The organism is Streptomyces sp. NPDC026301 (genome assembly GCF_055567935.1).
Genome location: NZ_JBVHPN010000029.1, coordinates 34,910 through 52,119, shown reverse-complemented (window position 1 = coordinate 52,119; position 17,210 = coordinate 34,910). Strand labels below are relative to the sequence as shown.

The 17,210-nt window shown below is 73.2% G+C and carries 14 protein-coding genes; 10 read left to right on the top strand and 4 right to left on the bottom strand.

What is annotated here, in order from left to right:
- Positions 1-199: 199 nt before the first annotated feature.
- From trxA to ACZ4MH_RS32410, 3 genes are all read right to left on the bottom strand, one after another.
- On the bottom strand, positions 200-574 hold the full coding sequence (gene trxA / locus ACZ4MH_RS32420) for a thioredoxin (RefSeq protein ID WP_351589989.1): 375 nt from the start codon (positions 572-574) through the stop codon (positions 200-202).
- On the bottom strand, positions 571-1,008 hold the full coding sequence (locus ACZ4MH_RS32415) for a MerR family transcriptional regulator (RefSeq protein ID WP_351589992.1): 438 nt from the start codon (positions 1,006-1,008) through the stop codon (positions 571-573). Before ACZ4MH_RS32415 ends, trxA begins: the two co-directional genes overlap by 4 nt.
- Positions 1,009-1,334: 326 nt before the next feature.
- Entirely contained in the window at positions 1,335-2,522 is a 1,188-nt protein-coding gene (locus tag ACZ4MH_RS32410; protein ID WP_351589995.1) for a LacI family DNA-binding transcriptional regulator, read from the bottom strand.
- 260 nt (positions 2,523-2,782) lie between these two features.
- Between ACZ4MH_RS32410 and ACZ4MH_RS32405 the strand changes: the two genes are divergently transcribed.
- The 10 genes from ACZ4MH_RS32405 (at position 2,783) to ACZ4MH_RS32360 (ending at position 16,929) form a co-directional block, all read left to right on the top strand.
- Positions 2,783-3,811 (top strand): SIS domain-containing protein, encoded by a 1,029-nt coding sequence (locus tag ACZ4MH_RS32405; protein ID WP_351589998.1) that lies wholly within the window; start codon positions 2,783-2,785, stop codon positions 3,809-3,811.
- A gap of 93 nt (positions 3,812-3,904) precedes the next feature.
- Complete coding sequence (locus tag ACZ4MH_RS32400) at positions 3,905-4,714, top strand: PfkB family carbohydrate kinase (RefSeq protein WP_351590001.1); 810 nt, start codon at positions 3,905-3,907, stop codon at positions 4,712-4,714.
- A 24-nt stretch (positions 4,715-4,738) separates the two neighbouring features.
- A complete protein-coding gene (locus ACZ4MH_RS32395; RefSeq protein WP_351590004.1) occupies positions 4,739-6,070 on the top strand; it encodes an ABC transporter substrate-binding protein in 1,332 nt (443 codons plus the stop codon).
- 39 nt (positions 6,071-6,109) lie between these two features.
- Positions 6,110-6,991, top strand: a complete 882-nt coding sequence (locus tag ACZ4MH_RS32390) for a carbohydrate ABC transporter permease (protein WP_351590007.1) — start codon at positions 6,110-6,112, stop codon at positions 6,989-6,991.
- Entirely contained in the window at positions 6,988-7,884 is an 897-nt protein-coding gene (locus ACZ4MH_RS32385; protein WP_351590010.1) for a carbohydrate ABC transporter permease, read from the top strand. Before ACZ4MH_RS32390 ends, ACZ4MH_RS32385 begins: the two co-directional genes overlap by 4 nt.
- 144 nt (positions 7,885-8,028) lie before the next feature.
- Positions 8,029-10,146: a phosphocholine-specific phospholipase C gene (locus ACZ4MH_RS32380; protein ID WP_351590012.1), complete on the top strand. Its 2,118-nt coding sequence runs from the start codon at positions 8,029-8,031 to the stop codon at positions 10,144-10,146.
- Between the two features lie 210 nt (positions 10,147-10,356).
- Positions 10,357-12,600: an MMPL family transporter gene (locus ACZ4MH_RS32375; RefSeq protein ID WP_351590015.1), complete on the top strand. Its 2,244-nt coding sequence runs from the start codon at positions 10,357-10,359 to the stop codon at positions 12,598-12,600.
- A gap of 92 nt (positions 12,601-12,692) precedes the next feature.
- Positions 12,693-13,268 (top strand): hypothetical protein, encoded by a 576-nt coding sequence (locus tag ACZ4MH_RS32370; protein ID WP_351590018.1) that lies wholly within the window; start codon positions 12,693-12,695, stop codon positions 13,266-13,268.
- A 192-nt stretch (positions 13,269-13,460) separates the two neighbouring features.
- Positions 13,461-13,646 (top strand): hypothetical protein, encoded by a 186-nt coding sequence (locus ACZ4MH_RS32365; RefSeq protein ID WP_351590021.1) that lies wholly within the window; start codon positions 13,461-13,463, stop codon positions 13,644-13,646.
- Positions 13,647-13,764: 118 nt separating this feature from the next.
- Positions 13,765-16,929 carry a helix-turn-helix transcriptional regulator gene (locus tag ACZ4MH_RS32360; protein ID WP_351590024.1) on the top strand — a complete coding sequence of 1,055 codons (3,165 nt, stop codon included), beginning with the start codon at positions 13,765-13,767 and terminating at the stop codon, positions 16,927-16,929.
- A 42-nt stretch (positions 16,930-16,971) separates the two neighbouring features.
- On the opposite strand, the gene ACZ4MH_RS32355 is transcribed toward ACZ4MH_RS32360, so the two are convergent.
- Complete coding sequence (locus tag ACZ4MH_RS32355; protein ID WP_351590027.1) at positions 16,972-17,142, bottom strand: DUF6191 domain-containing protein; 171 nt, start codon at positions 17,140-17,142, stop codon at positions 16,972-16,974.
- Positions 17,143-17,210 lie beyond the last annotated feature (68 nt).

Here is a 17,210-nt window from a genome sequence, read left to right as displayed (position 1 = left end):
GGTAAACCCCCGCGAGAGGTTTGCCCTGGAGGTGGATGTGTTTGCCCGCACTCTCTTCCACCTCACCCACACACGGGAGGTGGGGGGGGGGGGGTCCCCCCCTCTCTCGCTATGTGAACGGAGGGTCACCCCCCCCCGGTTGCCCCCGCCCCTCTGTCGAGCACATCGAACACGACGGCATCGATCTACGGCTCTTCGCTCACCGACCGGCTCGCAGGAGATCCGTCTCGTCGACGTGCGGCAGGACGTCCTCCAGGTCCTGCAGCAGCCGCCGCTTCGGCCGCGCGCCGACCATCTCCTTCACCAGCTCGCCCCCGCGGTAGACGTGCAGGGTGGGCGCGGCGAGGACGTTGCAGGCGACCATCGTGGCGGGGTTCTCGTCGGTGTTGAGCTTGGCGACGGTCAGGCGGCCGGCCTCCTCGCGGGCGATCTGGTCGAGGACCGGCGCCAGCTGCCGGCACGGACCGCACCAGGGCGCCCAGAACTCGACGAGGACGGGCCGCGCGCTGCGCAGCACCAGCTGGTCGAAGGTGTCGTCGGTGACGGTGACGACGGCGGGTTCGGTGGTGGTCATTCGCGCGTCCTTCGCTCTCGGGCGGGCCGGTCGGGATCATCCGGAAACTCGGGGGAGAACTCGCAGCGCGGAGCGGCGGCCCGGGCCTCGACGGCCCGCTCCAGTTGTGCGGCGACGTGCTCGCGTACCTCGGCGAGACGGGCCGCGCACGCGTCCAGCTCGGCGAGCTTGCGCCGGTAGACGGCGATCGAGTCGGGACAGCGGTCGCCGGTCTCGTGCCCGTCGCGCAGGCACTCGACGAACGGCCGGGTCTCCTCCAGCCCGAAGCCGAGATCCAGCAGCGAGCGGATCTCCCGCACCATCCGCAGGTCCTCGCCCCCGTACTCGCGATAGCCGTTGGCAGCCCGCCGGGCCCTCAGCAGTCCCTGCGCCTCGTAGTAACGCAGCGACCGCGTGCTCACCCCGGCCAGCTCGGCCAGTTCCCCGATCCGCACGGCGACTCCTCCCTGGTTCATCCGAGACGCTAGACCTTGACACCGACGTGAAGGCCAGCGCCGGGGCCGAGCGGTTTCCCGGCCTCACGACTTGCCGGGGAGCTCCTGGCGCACCAGTGCGTGGGCGAGGGGCTCGCCCGGTCGCCGCGTGGGCGAGTCGCTGGCGTACCTCGGCCATGGTGCGGGGGCGGTAACCCGGGCCGCCGCAGCAAGACTTGTGAGGCAGACGTAGCAGGTTCTCGCGTGACCGGGCATGTGGCGAGAGTAGGCCCTGAGGCGGCCGGGAGCGATGGAGTTTCGGGGCCGTCACTTCTCCGGTGGGTGGGTCAGCGGGAGGCTTCCGGAGGCGGGGCGATCGACTCTCGTTCGATGAATTCCGTGTCCAGGACGATGTGTTCCGGGGGACGGGTGGCGCCTTCGATGCGGGAGACGAGGGTGTGGACGGCGCGGGCGCCGAGTTCCTGGACGGGCTGGGCCACGACGCTGACGCGGGGGCGCACGGCGCGGGCCCAGTCGGTGTCGTCGAAGGTGACGACGGAGAGGTGTTCGGGGACGCGGAGGCCGTGGTCGCGGGCGGCGGAGAGGACGCCGAGGGCGATCATGCTGTCGGTGGCGAAGACGGCGGTGGGCGGCTCGGGGAGGGACAGCAGCTCGGCGGTCAGGTCGGCCGGGTCCTCGCGGTGGAACGTACCGGTACGGAGGTAGGTGTCGGTGTCGGTGAGGCCGGCCTCGCGGAGGGCGGTGCGATAGCCCTCGATGCGTTCCAGGCCGGTGGAGACCGGGTCGGTGGAGACCGGATCGGTGGAGGCCGGGTCGGTGGAGACCGGGTCAGTGGGGGCGGCGTCCGGGACCTGGTCGGTGGCCGCCGCCCCGGCGCCCGGCGCATCGGCGGAGGCGCCCGCAGGCGTCGCGGGCGCGCTGCCCAGCAGGCTGACCAGGGCGATCCGGCGGTGGCCCGCGGCGAGCAGGCGGCGTACCGCGTCCTGCGCTGCGCCGTGGTTGTCGACGGTGACGGAGTCGGCGGGGAGGCCGGGCGCCTGGCGGTCGAGGAGGACGACGGGGCAGCCGGCGGCGTGCGCGGCCGCCAGGTGGGCGGTCTCGGTGGTGGCGGCCGGGGCGACGATCAGCCCGTCGACGTGCTTGTCGCGCAGCATCTTCACCGCGGCGCGCTCGGCGGCGACGTCCTCGTCGGTGTTGGCGAGCAGGACCTGGTACCCGGCGGCGCGGGCCGCGTCGGTGATGCCGCGGGTGACGCCCGCGAAGAACGGGTTCTGGATGTCGGCGACGATCGCGCCGAGGGTGTGCGTCCGTCCCGTGATCATGGACCGGGCCAGCAGGTTGGGGCGGTAGCCGAGCTTCTCGGCCGCGGCCCGTACGCGTTCGCGTGCCTCGGGGCTGACCGAGCCGTAGTCGGCCAGCGCGCGGGAGGCGGTGGAGCGGGACACGCCCGCCTCGCGCGCGACGTCGGGGAGGGTCGCGGGGCGGCCTGCGGGCTTGCGTCGGTTCGTCGTCATGGCGTCGTCAGGCTATCGGGTCGCGACAGGGGATTGACGGCGGGGAGTTGGCGGTGGGAAGGTTCCCAACACCGCGAGTGAGAACGTTCCCAATCGCCCACCTCGCGCTGGGTTGAGAACGTTCTCAACCGTGTCCCGGGCTGCCCCGGGCTGCCCCGGGCTGCCCGGGAACGGCCCGCGTCGCACCGCCCCGAGCCACCCGCACCACACTACCCCGCATCACTCCGCCCCACCCCGCAACCGCTCAGGAAAGGAACCGCGTGACTACCGCATCCCTGCCCCTCCAGCCGATCACCGAGGACTTCAAGGAGGCCGTGTCCTTCGCCCTCAGCCAGAACGAGGCCGCGCGCACGTTCGTCGACGAGGTCGTCGCGGGCGGGCTGCGCAACGTCTTCCTCGTCGGCTGCGGCGGCTCGCTCACCGCCGCCTACCCGGCGCACTTCCTGCTGGAGACCCGGGCCTCGTTCCCCGTCTTCCACATGAACAGCGACGAGTTCAACCTGCGCCGCCCCGCGCTGCTCGGCGAGGGCTCGCTCGTCCTGGTGTCCTCGCACACCGGCACCACCAAGGAGACCGTCGCGGCCGCCGAGTACGCGCGCGGCGCCGGTGCCAAGGTCGCCGCGCTCACGCGCAGCGCCGACAGCCCCCTCGCGAAGGCCGCGCACACCGCGTTCACCTACCGCAGCGAGGACACCGTCGTCGCGCCCAAGGGCGTGCTGTTCGGGCAGCTCGTGTACGCGCTGCTGGAGAAGACCGGCGCCGAGGGCGACTACGCGGCGATCCGCACGGCGTACGAGGCGCTGCCCGAGGCGCTGCACAAGGCGCAGGAAGAGGGGGAGGAGCTGGCCGCCGCCATCGCCACCGCGCTGGCCGACGAGAACGTGACGTACGTGCTGTCGGCCGGGCCCAACTACGGTGCCGGCTACGGCTTCACGATGTGCTACCTGATGGAGATGCAGTGGAAGCACGGCGGCAGCTACAACGCCGGTGAGTTCTTCCACGGTGCCTTCGAGGTGGTCACCGAGGACCAGCCGGTGATCCTCTTCCTCGGCGAGGACACCACCCGCCCGATGGCCGAGCGCGCCAAGACCTTCCTGGACAAGTACACCAAGAAGGCCCACTACGTGGACTCGCGGATCTTCTCGCTGCCCGGCGTCCCGGAGGAGGTGCGCGGCGACATCACGCCGATCGCGCTGGACGTCTTCGGCACCCGGCTCGCCCGCCACTACGAGTCGGTGCGCGGCCACGACCTGGACAAGCGCCGCTACATGTTCCAGGTCGACTACTGATCCCGGAACCCCCGCGCGAGACCCGGCCCGGTGCGGTGCCGCACCGGGCCGTCCCGTACCCGTTCCCCCGCAGCTCCCCCGTAAGGAACCCCCATGCGCATCTGCGGAGTCGGTGACAATGTCGTCGACCGCTACCCCCAGCGCGGCCTGATGTACCCGGGCGGCAACGCGCTCAACGTCGCCGTGCACGCCGCCCGGCTCGGCGCCGACGCCGGGTACCTGGGCGTCACCGGTACCGACGAGGCCGGCGCGCACATACGGGCCGCGCTCGCCGCCGAGGGCGTCCGCACCGAGCGGGCCCGTACGGCCCAAGGGCCCAACGCGTACGCCACCGTCCACCTCGACGCGGACGGCAACCGCACCTTCGGCGAGTGCGACGAGACCGTCTCGGTCTTCGCGCCGGACGCCGCCGACCTGGCCTGGCTGGCCGGCTTCGACCTGCTGCACACCGGCGACTGCAGCCGCCTGGAGCCGCATCTGCCCGCGCTCGCCGCGGCCTGCCCGGTCAGCTTCGACTTCTCCGACCGGCCCTGGTCCTACGCCGCGCCGCTGCTGCCGCACGTGCACGGCGCCGTCTTCTCGCGGCCGGACGCCGGGGACGAGGAGGCCGCCGCGCTCGCCGAGCGCGTCCGCGGCGCCGGGCCGCGGCTGGCCGTGGTGACGCGCGGCGCCCGCGGATCGCTGGTGTCGTACGAGGGGGCGGTGCACCACCAGAGCGTCGTCCCGGTCGCCGCCACCGACACCCTCGGCGCCGGCGACTCCTTCATCGCGGCCCTGCTGGTGTCGCTCCACGAAGGCCGCACCCTGGCCGACGCCGCCGGCCGGGCCGCCGGTTACGCCGCCGAGGTCTGCACCACCCCCGGAGCCTTCGGCCACCCCCTCGCCCTCCCCGCCCGGACCTGAACCGACCAACCCAGGAGAGAGCCGATGCGCCGCACCCCGGCAGCCGCCGCCGGCTGCCTGCTCGCCGTACTGCTGACGCTGCTCAGCGGCTGCGGCCAGGCCCCCGTACAGGTCACCGCCGACGACTTCCGCCTCGCCGGGAAGCCCCACGGCCACCTGACCGTCCTGGAGAAGTGGGCGGACCCCGAGTACGCCCCGTACTTCAAGTCGGCGGTCCGGGCGTACGAGAAGCGCAACCCCGGCGTCACCATCGACCTCCAGGCCGTCGGCGACCAGCCGTACAAGGACCGGCTCGCGGTGCTCGCCGCCTCCCGCGAGCTGCCCGACATCTACTTCGCCTGGCCGGGGCGGTACGCGCAGAAGTTCGCCGACGGACGGCTCGCCGCCGACCTCACCGGGCAGCTCGACGGCACCCGCTGGGGCGACAGCTTCGAGAGCGACGCGCTGCGCGCCTTCACCTACGGCGGGCGGCGGTACGGCGTGCCGCTCGACATGGACGCCAAGGTCTTCGCGTACAACGAGAAGATCTTCGACAAGGCCGGGGTGCGACGCATCCCCCGCACCTTCCCCGAACTGCTCACCGCCTGCGACCGGATCAAGAAGGCCGGATACACGCCGCTGGCGTTCGGCAACCAGTACGGCTGGCCGGCCGGGCACCTGCTCACCCAGTTCAACGCCATGGAAGTGCCGGCCGACGTGCTGGCCAAGGACTACGACGGGGGAGCCGGCGCCTTCACCCACCCGGGATACGTCCGCGCGTTCAAGGACCTGGCGCGGCTGCGGCAGCGGTGCATGCCCGCCGGCGGCACCAGCATCAGCCACGAGTCGGCGCAGGCCCGGATGCTGTACGGGAAGGCCGCCATGCAGTATCTGGAGACGCTGGAGTTCTCGTACCTGGACGAGAGCGGCGGCGCCCCGAAGGCGTACTCGGAGAACTGGGACTTCTTCCCGATGCCCGCGGTCCCCGGCGCGAAGGGCTCGCCGCGCGCCATCGCCGGCGGCGTGGACGGCCTGATGGTCTCCAACTCCTCGCCGCACAAGGCGCTCGCCGTGGACTTCCTGAAGTTCCTCACCAGCCGGGACCGGGCCCGCGCGATGGTGCGGGAGCTGGGCTGGCTGAGCGCGGTGAAGGGCACGGCGGACGCCGCGCGGCTGCCCGGGCTGGCCGGCGCGCAGCGGACCATCGCGGGCCACGACATCTCCGTCTGGCTCGACACCCGCGCCGACGACAAGGTCGTCAATCCGTACCTGTCGGCCGCCGATTCCGTACTCGGCGGGAACACCACCCCGGAGCAGGCCGTGAAAGCCGTGCGCCGCGGCGCCGAGAACGCCCGCCGCTTCGGCGTCCGGCCCTGAACCCCGCTCGCCCCGACCGCCCCCGAAGGAGGTGCACCAGTGACACGACGCCGCATCGGGCACGCCCTCTACGCCGCTCCCGCGCTCGCACTGATCGCGTTGTTCGTCTACTACCCGATCGTCGAGAACGTCCGGCTCAGCCTCTTCAAGTTCAGCGTCTTCAAGCCCGGCATGCGCTACGTCGGCCTGGAGAACTACCGGCAGGCCCTGCAGGACCCGGTCTTCTGGCACGCGCTGCTCAACAACGTCTGTTACGCGCTCACCTCGGTCGTCTTCCAGGTCGGCGCGGCGCTGGTGCTCGCCGCGGTACTGGAGGAGCTGATCGGGCGGCGGCTGCGCGGCGTGCTGCGCGCTGTGTACTTCATCCCGGCGGCCGTCTCCATGACCGTCGCGGGCCTGCTCTTCCAGTTCCTGTACCAGCCGGACGCGGGCCTGGTGAACGGCGCCCTGGACGCGGTCGGGCTCGGTGGCCTCCAGCACGACTGGCTGGGCGACACCGCCACCTCCATCTGGGGCGTCATCAACATGAGCCAGTGGCAGTCGTTCGGGTACACGACGATGCTGCTGACCGTCGCGGTCCAGCGGATACCGCGTGAGCTGTACGAGGCGGCGACCGTGGACGGCGCGGGGCGCATCCGCACCTTCTTCCACGTCACCGTGCCGATGGTGCGCGACATGACCACCCTGCTGATCATCCTCACCGTCTCCGGGGCCTTCCTGGTCTTCAACGAGGTGATGGTGATGACCGGCGGCGGCCCCGCCAACTCCAGCCAGGTGCTGGGCACGTGGCTCTACGCCAGCGCCTTCACCGGCGACGACATGGGATACGCCGCGGCGATCGGCACGGTGATCTTCCTCATCACCTTCGCCGCCGGCGCCCTGCAGCTGCTCCACTCGCGCAGAAAGGCGGTCGCCGTATGACCCTCACCCTCGGCAGGACCGCCCGTACGGCACCGGAACCGGCCACGTCCCCCACGGGGCGCGCCCCCGCCCGCTTCGGCCCCGTCGCCGTGCGCGTGCTGGCCTACGGCGCGCTGGCCGCGCTCGCCGTCGCGGTGATCTACCCGCTGTGCTGGATGGCGCTGGCGGGCCTGAAGACCAACGGAGAGATCTTCGCCGATCCCTGGGGGCTGCCCGCGCACCCACACTGGTCGACGTACGCCGACGCCTGGCAGCAGGGCGTGCTCGGCTACCTGCTCAACAGCGTGCTGGTGACCTCCGCGAGCGTGCTGGCCGTCGTCCTCATCAGCGCCTGGGCCGCCTACGGCCTCACCCGCCTGGACATCCCCTGCTCGCAGCCGGCGCTGCTGCTGGTGCTCGGCGCGATGATGCTCTCGCCGACGGTGGCCCTGGTCCCGCTCTCGCAGCTGCTCCAGGCGCTGGGCATCTACGACACGTACTGGGCGCTGATCGTCCTCTACACCGCCTTCAAGGTGCCCTTCACCACCTTCCTGATCCGCGCCTATCTGCTGGGGCAGCCGGTGGAGGTGGAGGAGGCGGCGTACATCGACGGGGCGAGCCGCTGGCAGACGTTCTGGCGGGTGGTCGTCCCGATGGCCCGCCCGATCCTCGCCTCGGCCGCCGTCCTGCAGGCGCTCTTCGCCTGGAACGAGTACGCCTTCGCGCTGGTCTTCATCACCGACGACCGGCTCAAGACGCTGCCCGTGGGCCTGGCGGACATGGCGGGGCGGCTGAACTCCGACTGGCCGGTGCTCTTCGCGGGCCTGACCATCGCCGCGCTGCCGATGATCGTGATCTTCCTGATCGGCCAGCGGCACTTCGTCCGCGGACTGGCGGCCGGCATCGGCAAGTGACCGGTCCGGCGCGGTGAGCGTGGCCCGCTGTTCCGAAAGATGTCACCGCGATACCTATCGCGGGCCACGCGTCTCTTCTATCGTCCCCGACGCACCACATCAATGGGCCGATGGCGGACCATTGGGGACGACTGGAGGAAACGCGTGGCACCGGAGACAACGCGCAGACGGGTACTGGCAGTTGGCGCGGCGGCCGTGGGCGCGGCCGCCGCCGGGTCGCTGCTGCCGCCCTCGCTGCAGCAGGCACTGGCCGCCGACGCGGCGCGGCCCGACCGTACGGACGGCGGGCTCGACGACATCGAGCACGTCGTCGTCCTGATGCAGGAGAACCGGTCCTTCGACCACTACTTCGGGATGCTGCGCGGCGTACGGGGCTACGCCGACCGCAACGCGATCCGCATCCCCGCCGGCCGCAGCGTCTTCGAGCAGCCCGCCGCGACGGGCACCGGCTCCGTGCTGCCCTTCTCCGTGCGCGAGGCCGCGGCCGCGCAGAAGAAGGACCTCCAGTACATCGGCGCCCTCGACCACGGCTGGGACGGCGGCTCGCGGGCCTGGCACGGCGGCTGGATGGACAACTGGGTCGCCGCCAAGACCGCGGCCACGATGGCGCACTACGACCGCCGGGACGTGCCGCTCCACTACGAGCTGGCCGACACCTTCACCGTCTGCGACGCGTACCACTCCTCGATCCACTCCTCCACCAGCCCCAACCGCAACCATCTGGTCAGCGGCTGGACCGGCTTCGAGCCGGACGGCAAGCGGGCGGTCGGCAACGACGCGTACGACGAGGACACCCACCCCGGCTACGACTGGACGACGTACGCCGAGCGCCTGGAGAAAGCCGGCCACAGCTGGCGGGTCTACCAGGAGTGGGACAACTTCACGGACAACAACCTGGAGTTCTACGCGCGCTTCAAGGCCGTCGCCAAGAAGGCGCTCGCGAAGGTCGGGGACGCGAAGATCCAGAACATGACGGCCTTCTACGCGAAGGTCGCGGACGCCGACGCGGCGGAGCGCGAGCGGCTGCAGGGGCTGCTGGAGGAGGGCGTGAAGGCGCTCTCGCGCGCGGACCGGAGCCTGTTCGAGCGCGCGCTGCGGCGCGGCGAGCCGGGCTCGACCGCCACCGCCTTCGCCGCGGACGTCGCCGCCGGCACCCTCCCCGAGGTCAGCTACCTCGTCCCGGCCGCCGCCGACTCCGAGCACCCCGGCTCCTCCTCGCCGATCGCCAGCGCCACCCTCGTGTACAAGGTCCTCGACGCCCTCGGGAAGAACCCCGAGGTCTGGCGGCGCACGGTCCTGCTGCTCACCTACGACGAGAACGACGGCTTCTTCGACCACGTCCCGCCGCCCGTGGCGCCCGCCGGCACCGACGAGGAGTACTGGGACGGGCGCCCCACCGGCCTCGGCATCCGCGTCCCGATGCTGGTGATCTCGCCCTGGACGGTCGGCGGCTACGCCTGCTCCCAGGTCTTCGACCACACCTCGATCACCCGCTTCCTGGAGCGCTGGACGGGGGTCCGCGAGCCGAACATCAGCGCCTGGCGGCGCACCGTCTGCGGCGATCTGACCAGCGCCTTCGACTTCTCGCGCGGCCGCAGGCAGCCGGCCGTCGACCAGCCGGGCGCGATCCCGCCCTTCACCGGGCGGTGGAGCCCCAGGCCGCCCGCCGAGCAGCGGCTGCCGCGGCCGGAGGAGGGCACGCGCCCGGCCCGTCCGCTGCCGTACCAGCCCGACGCGGACGGCGCCTACGACCCGGCGGCCGGGCACTTCCGGCTGGCGCTGCGCAATACGGGCGCGGCCGCCGCGCACCTCGCGCTGTACCCGTATGCGCGCGAATACGCCACGCCCCAGCACCGCGACGTACGGGGGAAGGCAGGCTGGGACGTACCGGTCCGGGAGCAGGCGTACGACTTCCACCTCACCGGGCCCAACGGCTTCCGGCGGGAGTTCGCCGGGACCGGGGCGGGCGCGGCGGCCGGACTGAAGGTGAGCACGCATCTGGACGCCGGGCGGCGGGAGATCCATCTGACGCTCGTCAACGGAGGTGACGGGGGTCTGACCGTCACGCTGGCGCCGCTGGCGTACTCCGGTGCGGCGCCGCGCACGGTGAAGCTGCCCGCGGGGCGCACCCGTACGCTGGCGCACTCCGCCGACCGCGACCACGGCTGGTACGACCTAAACGTCACGGTCACGGAGGACGAAACGTTCCGCCGCCGGCTGATGGGCCACATCGAGAACGGGGCGGAGTCCATAACGGGCTGAAACGCGCGGACGCCGATCCTTCGCTTCTTTGTGGGGAAGTACACAAAGGGGTCAAAGGATCTTTTCGGGCTGTCACTCTCTTGGGATGCGGGCCCGCCGCCCCTTCGTCGGCAGGCGGCGGGCCCGTGCCATCCCCCGCCCGTCCCGCGCTCGGCAGCACCGGTGACCCCGGAGTTCGACGCACAAACCGGGAAGCAGACGAAGGCCCTCATGACCGCACTCGCCCGGTGGTGCCTGAAGCGCCGCGCCCTGGTCATCGTCCTGTGGCTCACCGTCCTCGCGGGCGTCGTGGCGGCAGCCGGTGCACTGGGCTCCTCGTACTCGAACAACTACGACGTCCCCGGTACGGAGTCCGGGCGCGCGGCGGAACGGATGGCGGACGCCTTCCCCGGACAGTCCGGGGACAGCGACACCCTCGTGTGGCACACCGACTCCGGGACCGTGCGCGCGGACGCGGTACGGGACCGGATGGGCCCGGCCCTGGACCGGATCGCCGACCTGCCCGGCGTCGCCTCCGTGGACGGCCCGTACGACACGCGGGCCGGCGCCCCGGCGGACGAGGGGGCGGCACAGCGCGTCAGCGAGGACGGACGCACCGCCTACGCCACGGTGGCCTTCGACGCGCCCACCGACGACCTGGACCCGAAGCAGGTACAGGCCGTCGTGGACACCGCGCGGGCCGCGTCCGGGGACGGCCTCACCGTCGCGCTCGGCGGCGCCGGCATCGGCCTCACCGAAGCGCCGCAGAGCCATCTCGCCGAGGCCCTCGGCCTGGCGGCGGCCGCCGTCGTGCTCTTCCTCGTTTTCGGATCACTGGCCGCGACCCTGCTGCCGATCATCACCGCCGTCGTCGCGGTCGGCACCGCCTCGGCCGGCATCGGCCTGCTCGGCCACGCCATGACCGTGGCCGACTTCGCGCCCATGCTCGGCATGCTCATCGGGCTCGGCGTGGGCATCGACTACGCGCTGTTCATCGTCACCCGGCATCGCAAGAACCTGCGCGCGGGGATGGGCGTCGCCGAGGCCGCGCAGAAGGCGGTGGCCGTCTCGGGACGGGCCGTGGTGTTCGCCGGGGCGACCGTGTGCATCGCCCTGCTCGGGATGCTCGTCCTGCGGCTGAGCTTCCTCAACGGCGTCGCGCTCGCCGCGTCGCTGACCGTCGTGCTCACCGTGGCCGCCTCCGTCACCCTGCTGCCCGCGCTCCTGGGGCTGATCGGGACGCGCGTACTGGGGCGGCGCGAACGCGGCCGGCTCGCCGCCGACGGGCCGCGCCCCGAGCAGCCCACCGGCTTCGCCGTCCGCTGGTCCGGCTTCGTCGAACGCCACCCCAAGCTGCTCGGCGGCCTCGCCGCCGTCGTCATGCTCGTCCTCGCACTGCCCACCCTCGGGCTGCACCTGGGCACCTCCGACCAGGGCAACGACCCGCGCTCCTCGACCACCCGGCAGGCGTACGACCTGCTGGCCGAGGGCTTCGGCCCCGGTTTCAACGGGCCGCTGACCCTGGTCGGCGACCTGGACGGCGCCGGCGACCGGCTCGCCTTCGACGGCCTCCCGGACCGGCTGCGGGCCACACCCGGCGTGGCGCAGGTCAGCGGCCCGGAGTTCGACGGCAGCGGCAGTACGGGCGTGATCACGGTCGTCCCGGACAGCTCACCGCAGTCGAAGGACACCTCGGACCTGGTCGAACGGCTGCGCACGGACGTGCTGCCGAACGCCGCCGACGCCGCCACGCTGCACGTCGACGTCGGCGGCGTGACCGCCGGCTACGACGACTTCGCCGACGTGATCGTCGGCAAGCTGCCGCTCTTCGTGGGCGTGGTCGTCGCCCTCGGGTCCGTACTGCTCCTGCTGGCCTTCCGCTCGATCGGCATCCCGCTCAAGGCCGCGGTCATGAACGTCGCCGCCGTCGCCTCCGCCTTCGGGGTCGTCGTCGCCGTCTTCCAGTGGGGCTGGGGCAGCGAACTCCTGGGCCTGGGCAGCGGCGGCCCGATCGAGCCCTTCCTACCGGTGATCATGGTCTCCGTCCTCTTCGGCCTCTCCATGGACTACCAGGTCTTCCTGGTCAGCCGGATGTACGAGGAGTGGCGGCGCACGCACGACAACTGCCGGTCCGTACGAGTCGGGCTCGCCGAGACCGGCCGGGTGATCAACTCCGCGGCGGTCATCATGATCGCGGTGTTCTCCGCCTTCGTGCTCAGCGGCGACCGGACGATCGCCATGTTCGGCATCGGACTGGCCGCCGCGGTCGCCCTGGACGCCTTCGTGCTGCGCACGCTCCTCGTACCGGCCCTGATGCACATGCTCGGCGGCGCGAACTGGTGGCTGCCGGGCTGGCTGGAGCGGCGGCTGCCGCGCCTCAGCATCGAACCGCCGGAGGAGTACGCGGACGCCGCCCCGCAGGTCCTCGTCCCCGAGCCGCGGGAGGCGGCGGACGCGCCCCTCGTACGCCGCTGACCGGGCCGTCCGGACGCCGTTCCCGCGCTCGTCATCCGGTGTCGGCCCGCTCTCTCATACGACTCTCAGACGCGGCCCCTACGGTCGCGCCCATGGCTACCACGACGACCAAGAACGACACCGAGAAGACCGAGCCGGTCACCGGGGACGCGGCGGCGGACACGAAGCCGGCGGACGCCCCCGAGGACAGCACCCCGGAGACCACCGCCGGTACCGAGGAGACCGGCGCGGACGAGAGCTTCACCGAGGACGCGCCCGCCGTCGAGCAGCCCGCATCCGCGCGCCGCTCCATCGCCGCCGGGGCCGGCGCCGTCGTCGGTGCCGCGCTCGGCCTCGCCTCCCTGACCGGCACCTGGGCCGGCACCGTCCTCGCCGAGCGGCAGACCGTCCTCGGCCAGATCAAGCTCCAGACCGGCAAGACCCGGGACCAGATCGCCGCCGTCTACACCGCCCCCTGGCACACCACGGCCCTCGTCAACGGGATCTTCGCCCTGCTGGCCCTCGTGGTCACCGGCGTCGTCCTGCTCCGCCGCCCGCAGACCGTCTGGGTCCGGGCCGTCGCCTGGGCCGGCTTCGCGCTCGCCGTGATCGGCCTGGTGGTCGCCGGCGGCATGTACCTCGACCTGTTCGCGTCCGCCCCGAAGCTCAGCGCCGGCGGCTCCTCCTGAGGAGAGCCCGCATGACGGCATACAGGAGGGGCCTTAGATCCGCGGCATGAGACACGGCAGCGGATCTAAGGCCCCTCCGGCCGTGGAGATCGGGAAGTTGCCCGATGCGGCGCACCTCCTGAGGCGGCCAGGCTGACGACGTACCGTCAGCCGCCGCGGGAACGCGCTTCCCGCGGCCGTCCAGGAGACGTCATGCTCTACTACGAAGTCCAGCACCGCGCCCGCGCCGAGGAACTGCGCCGGGAGGCCGACCGCGACCGGCTGGCCCGCCAGGCCGCCGAGGGACGCAGCGCCGCGCAGTCCGCCGGCAACGCATCCGAAGGGCGGGTGAGCAGGTGGGGCCGGGGCGTACGGTCCCGCCGCCGGGCCGCGGCATAAGGACCGAACGCCTTACGGACGCGGGCCCGTGACCGCTCACGGAGGCGGCCCGGTGACCGCTTACGGAGGCGGCCCGGTGACCGCAAAACTCGGTGCCGGATTGTCAGACCCCTGTGCGATGCTCTGCGACGTGGAGACCAGGTCCGTCAGTCGCGTGTTCGTCGGCCGCGGCAGCGAGTTGAGCCTGCTGGGCGACGCGCTCGCGCGCACCACGGCCGCCGGCGAGCCGCAGGCGCTGCTCGTCGGCGGCGAGGCGGGCGTGGGCAAGACCCGGCTCGTCGAGGAGTTCGCCGCGGCCGCCCGGGCCACCGGCGCGCTCGTCGCCCTCGGCGGCTGCATCGAGATCGGCTCCGAGGGCCTGCCGTTCGCCCCTTTCTCCGCGATCCTGCGCACGCTGAACGCCCGCCTCCCCGAGGAGCTGGCCGCCGCCGTCGGAGGCCAGGAGGGCGAGCTGGCCCGCATCCTGCCCGAGCTCGGCGAGGCCCCGGGCGAGTCGCGCGACGACGAGCACGGCCGCGCCCGCCTCTTCGAGCTGACCGCCCGGCTGCTGGAGCGGCTCGCCCGCGGCCGCAGCCTCGTCATCCTCATCGAGGACCTGCACTGGGCCGACCGCTCCACCCGCGAGCTGCTCAGCTATCTGCTGCACACCCTCCACGACGCCGGCGTCCTGCTGGTCGCGACGTACCGCTCCGACGACATCCACCGCCGCCACCCGCTGCGCCCCTTCCTCGCCGAGGTCGACCGCATGCGCACGGTCCGGCGCGCCGAGCTGGCCCGGTTCACCCGCGACGAGGTCCGCTCCCAGATGGCCGGGATCACCGGCAGCGAGCCCGAAGAGGCCCTGGTCGAGCGGGTCTTCGAGCGCTCCGAGGGCAACGCCTTCTTCGTCGAGGAGCTGGCCTGCAGCATCCACGACGGCACGCTCCCCGGCCTCAGCGACTCGCTGCGCGACCTCCTCCTCGTCCGCGTCGAGGCGCTGCCGGAGCACACCCAGCGGGTCATCCGGATGGCCGCCGAGGGCGGCTCCACCGTCGAGCACGACCTCCTCGCGGCCGTCGCGGGCCTGCCGGAGGACGACCTCATCGAGGCGCTGCGGGTCGCCGTCGGCAGTAACACCCTCGTGCCCACCAGCGACGGCACGGGCTACCGCTTCCGGCACGCCCTGGTGCGCGAGGCCGTCCAGGACGACCTGCTCCCCGGGGAGCGCACCCGCCTCAACCGCCGGTACGCAGAAGCGCTGGAGGCCGATCCGGGCCTGGTGCGCGCCGAGGCGTGCGCCGCGCGCCTGGCGAGTTACTGGTACCACGCCAGGGACGCCGTCAAGGCACTGCCCGCCGTGCTCACCGCCTCGGTCACCGCCCGCCGCCGGCACGCACACGCCGAGCAGCTGCGGCTGCTGGACCGCGCCCTGGAGCTGTGGGACGAGGTGCCCAAGGACGTCCGGCTCGCGGTCCGCCCCGTGGACTGCGCCGAGGCCTACCCGGCCAGCGGCTGCGACGACGACGCGCTGCGCTATCTCGACCTGCTGGCCGAGATCGCGGTGGCCGCCCGGCTCTCCGGCGACCGCGAGCGCGCCTACACGGTCACCAAGCGGGCACTGCGCGCCCTCGCGAGGGAGCACGACCCGCTGCGCGAGGCGTGGTTCCTCACCCAGCGCTCCCGGCTGGCGCAGAGCACGGGCCGCGGCGACGGCTGGGCCGACCTGAGCGCGGCCCAGGAGCTGGTGCGCGGGCTGCCGCCGTCGCCGGTGCACGCCGCGGTACTGGCGCAGGCCGCCGCCTGGGGCGCACTGCACGCCCCGGGGCCCGACTCCTTCACCGCCGCCGAGCGGGCCGTGGAGCTCGCCTGCCTGGTCGGCGAGGAGGAGGTCGAGCTGAACGCCCGCCTCACGCTGTACGGCCTGCAGGTCTCCTCGGGCGACGTGGACGGCGGCCTGGCCGGCTTCCGCGCGGCGCTGGACCGGGCGCTGGAGCGCGGCTACTCGGCCGTCGTCGCGCGCGGCTTCTCCAACCTCCCCTCGCACCTGGAGTCGGTGGGCCGCTCCGCCGAGGCGGTGGCCGCGACCGAGCGCGGGCTTGCCATGACCGACCACTTCGGCCTGAAGGACTCCCGCAGCTGGGTGTACGGCAATCTCGCCGAGAGCCTGATGTCACTGGGCCGCTGGGCGGAGTCCGCGGCGGCCGCCGCCGACTGCCGGCGCCTCGCCCTGGGCAGCCGCACCCGCGCGCTGGCCGCCTCCCGCCACGCCGACCTGGCGCTGCGCCGCGGCGACTTCGGCACGGCCGCGGAGGAACTGGCCGTAGCGCGCCGCGACTTCGGCAGCTACGAGAACCAACCCCAGTACACGGTCCCCATGACCCGCTTCGCCTACGAAATAGCCGTCCACCGGGAGGGCGCGGCCGCGGCCCGGGAGGTGCTGGAGCCGCTGCTGGCGGCCGGGTTCCCGCTCGACACGTACAGCTTCGGCTGGCCGCTGCTGTGGCGGGCCGCCGCCGCGGAGGCGGACGCCCGCGGGCTGCCCGCCGCGGCCGAGGGGCGGGCGGAGCTGCTCGCCCGGCTGGCGGCGGTGGTGAAGGGGCTGCCCCGCCCGGTCCCGGTGTGGCAGGCGTACGGCCGGCTGACCGAGGCGGAGCTGTGCCGGGCGCAGGGGCGGCCGGCGCCGGAGCGCTGGGCCGAGGCGGTCGCCGCGCTCCGCCGGGTCGAGCGGCCGTACGAGCTGGCCTGGGCGTGCCACCGCTGGGCGGAGGCGCTGCTGACCTGCGGCCCGGCGGCCCGCGAGCAGCGCGAGGCGGCGACGGTGCTGCTCGCCGAGGCGCGGGCCGCGGCGCGGTGGATGGGCGCGGGCCCGCTGGCCCTGGAGATCGACCGGCTCGCGCTGCGGGCCCGGATCACGCTGCCGGACGGGCCGGACGGACGAAGATCCGGCGGCCTCACGCCGGTGCCCACGCCGTCGATGCCCGCGCCGTCGACGCCCCCGCCGTCGACGCCCGTGCTTTCCGCGCCGACCGGGGACCGGGCAGCAGAGCCCGCCGCTTCGACCGCCGCCTCGACGGCCGACGCGACCGCCGGCTCGCTGGGGCTCACCCCGCGCGAGCAGGACGTGCTGCGGCTGGTCGCGGTGGGGCGCAGCAACCGCCAGATAGCGGACGCGCTCTTCATCTCGCCCAAGACCGCGAGCGTGCACGTCTCCAACATCCTGGCGAAGCTCGGCGTCTCGGGGCGCGGCGAGGCGGGCGCCCTGGCGCACCGGCTGCGGCTCTTCCCGGACGCGGAGTCCGCCTGAGACCGAGCGGCCCGGCTCACCGCGCAGGCCGTCGCGGCCCCGTCACGGAGCCGGGCGCGGCGGATGGACGACGACCCGCCCGGAGGCGAGGTCGATCGGGCCGCGGCCCGGGTCGGCGTCGCCGATGTCCTCGACCACCAGGGACAGCTTCTGCCGTTCGTCCTCGGTGTGCTTGCGGCCCGGCGCGAAGAGCTCTTCGGCGAGGTTGAACATGGCGACCCCCTGCGTGGCGTCCTGCTCACTCGGCGTGGCGTCCTGCCCACTGCCGTCAGTGCCGTCAG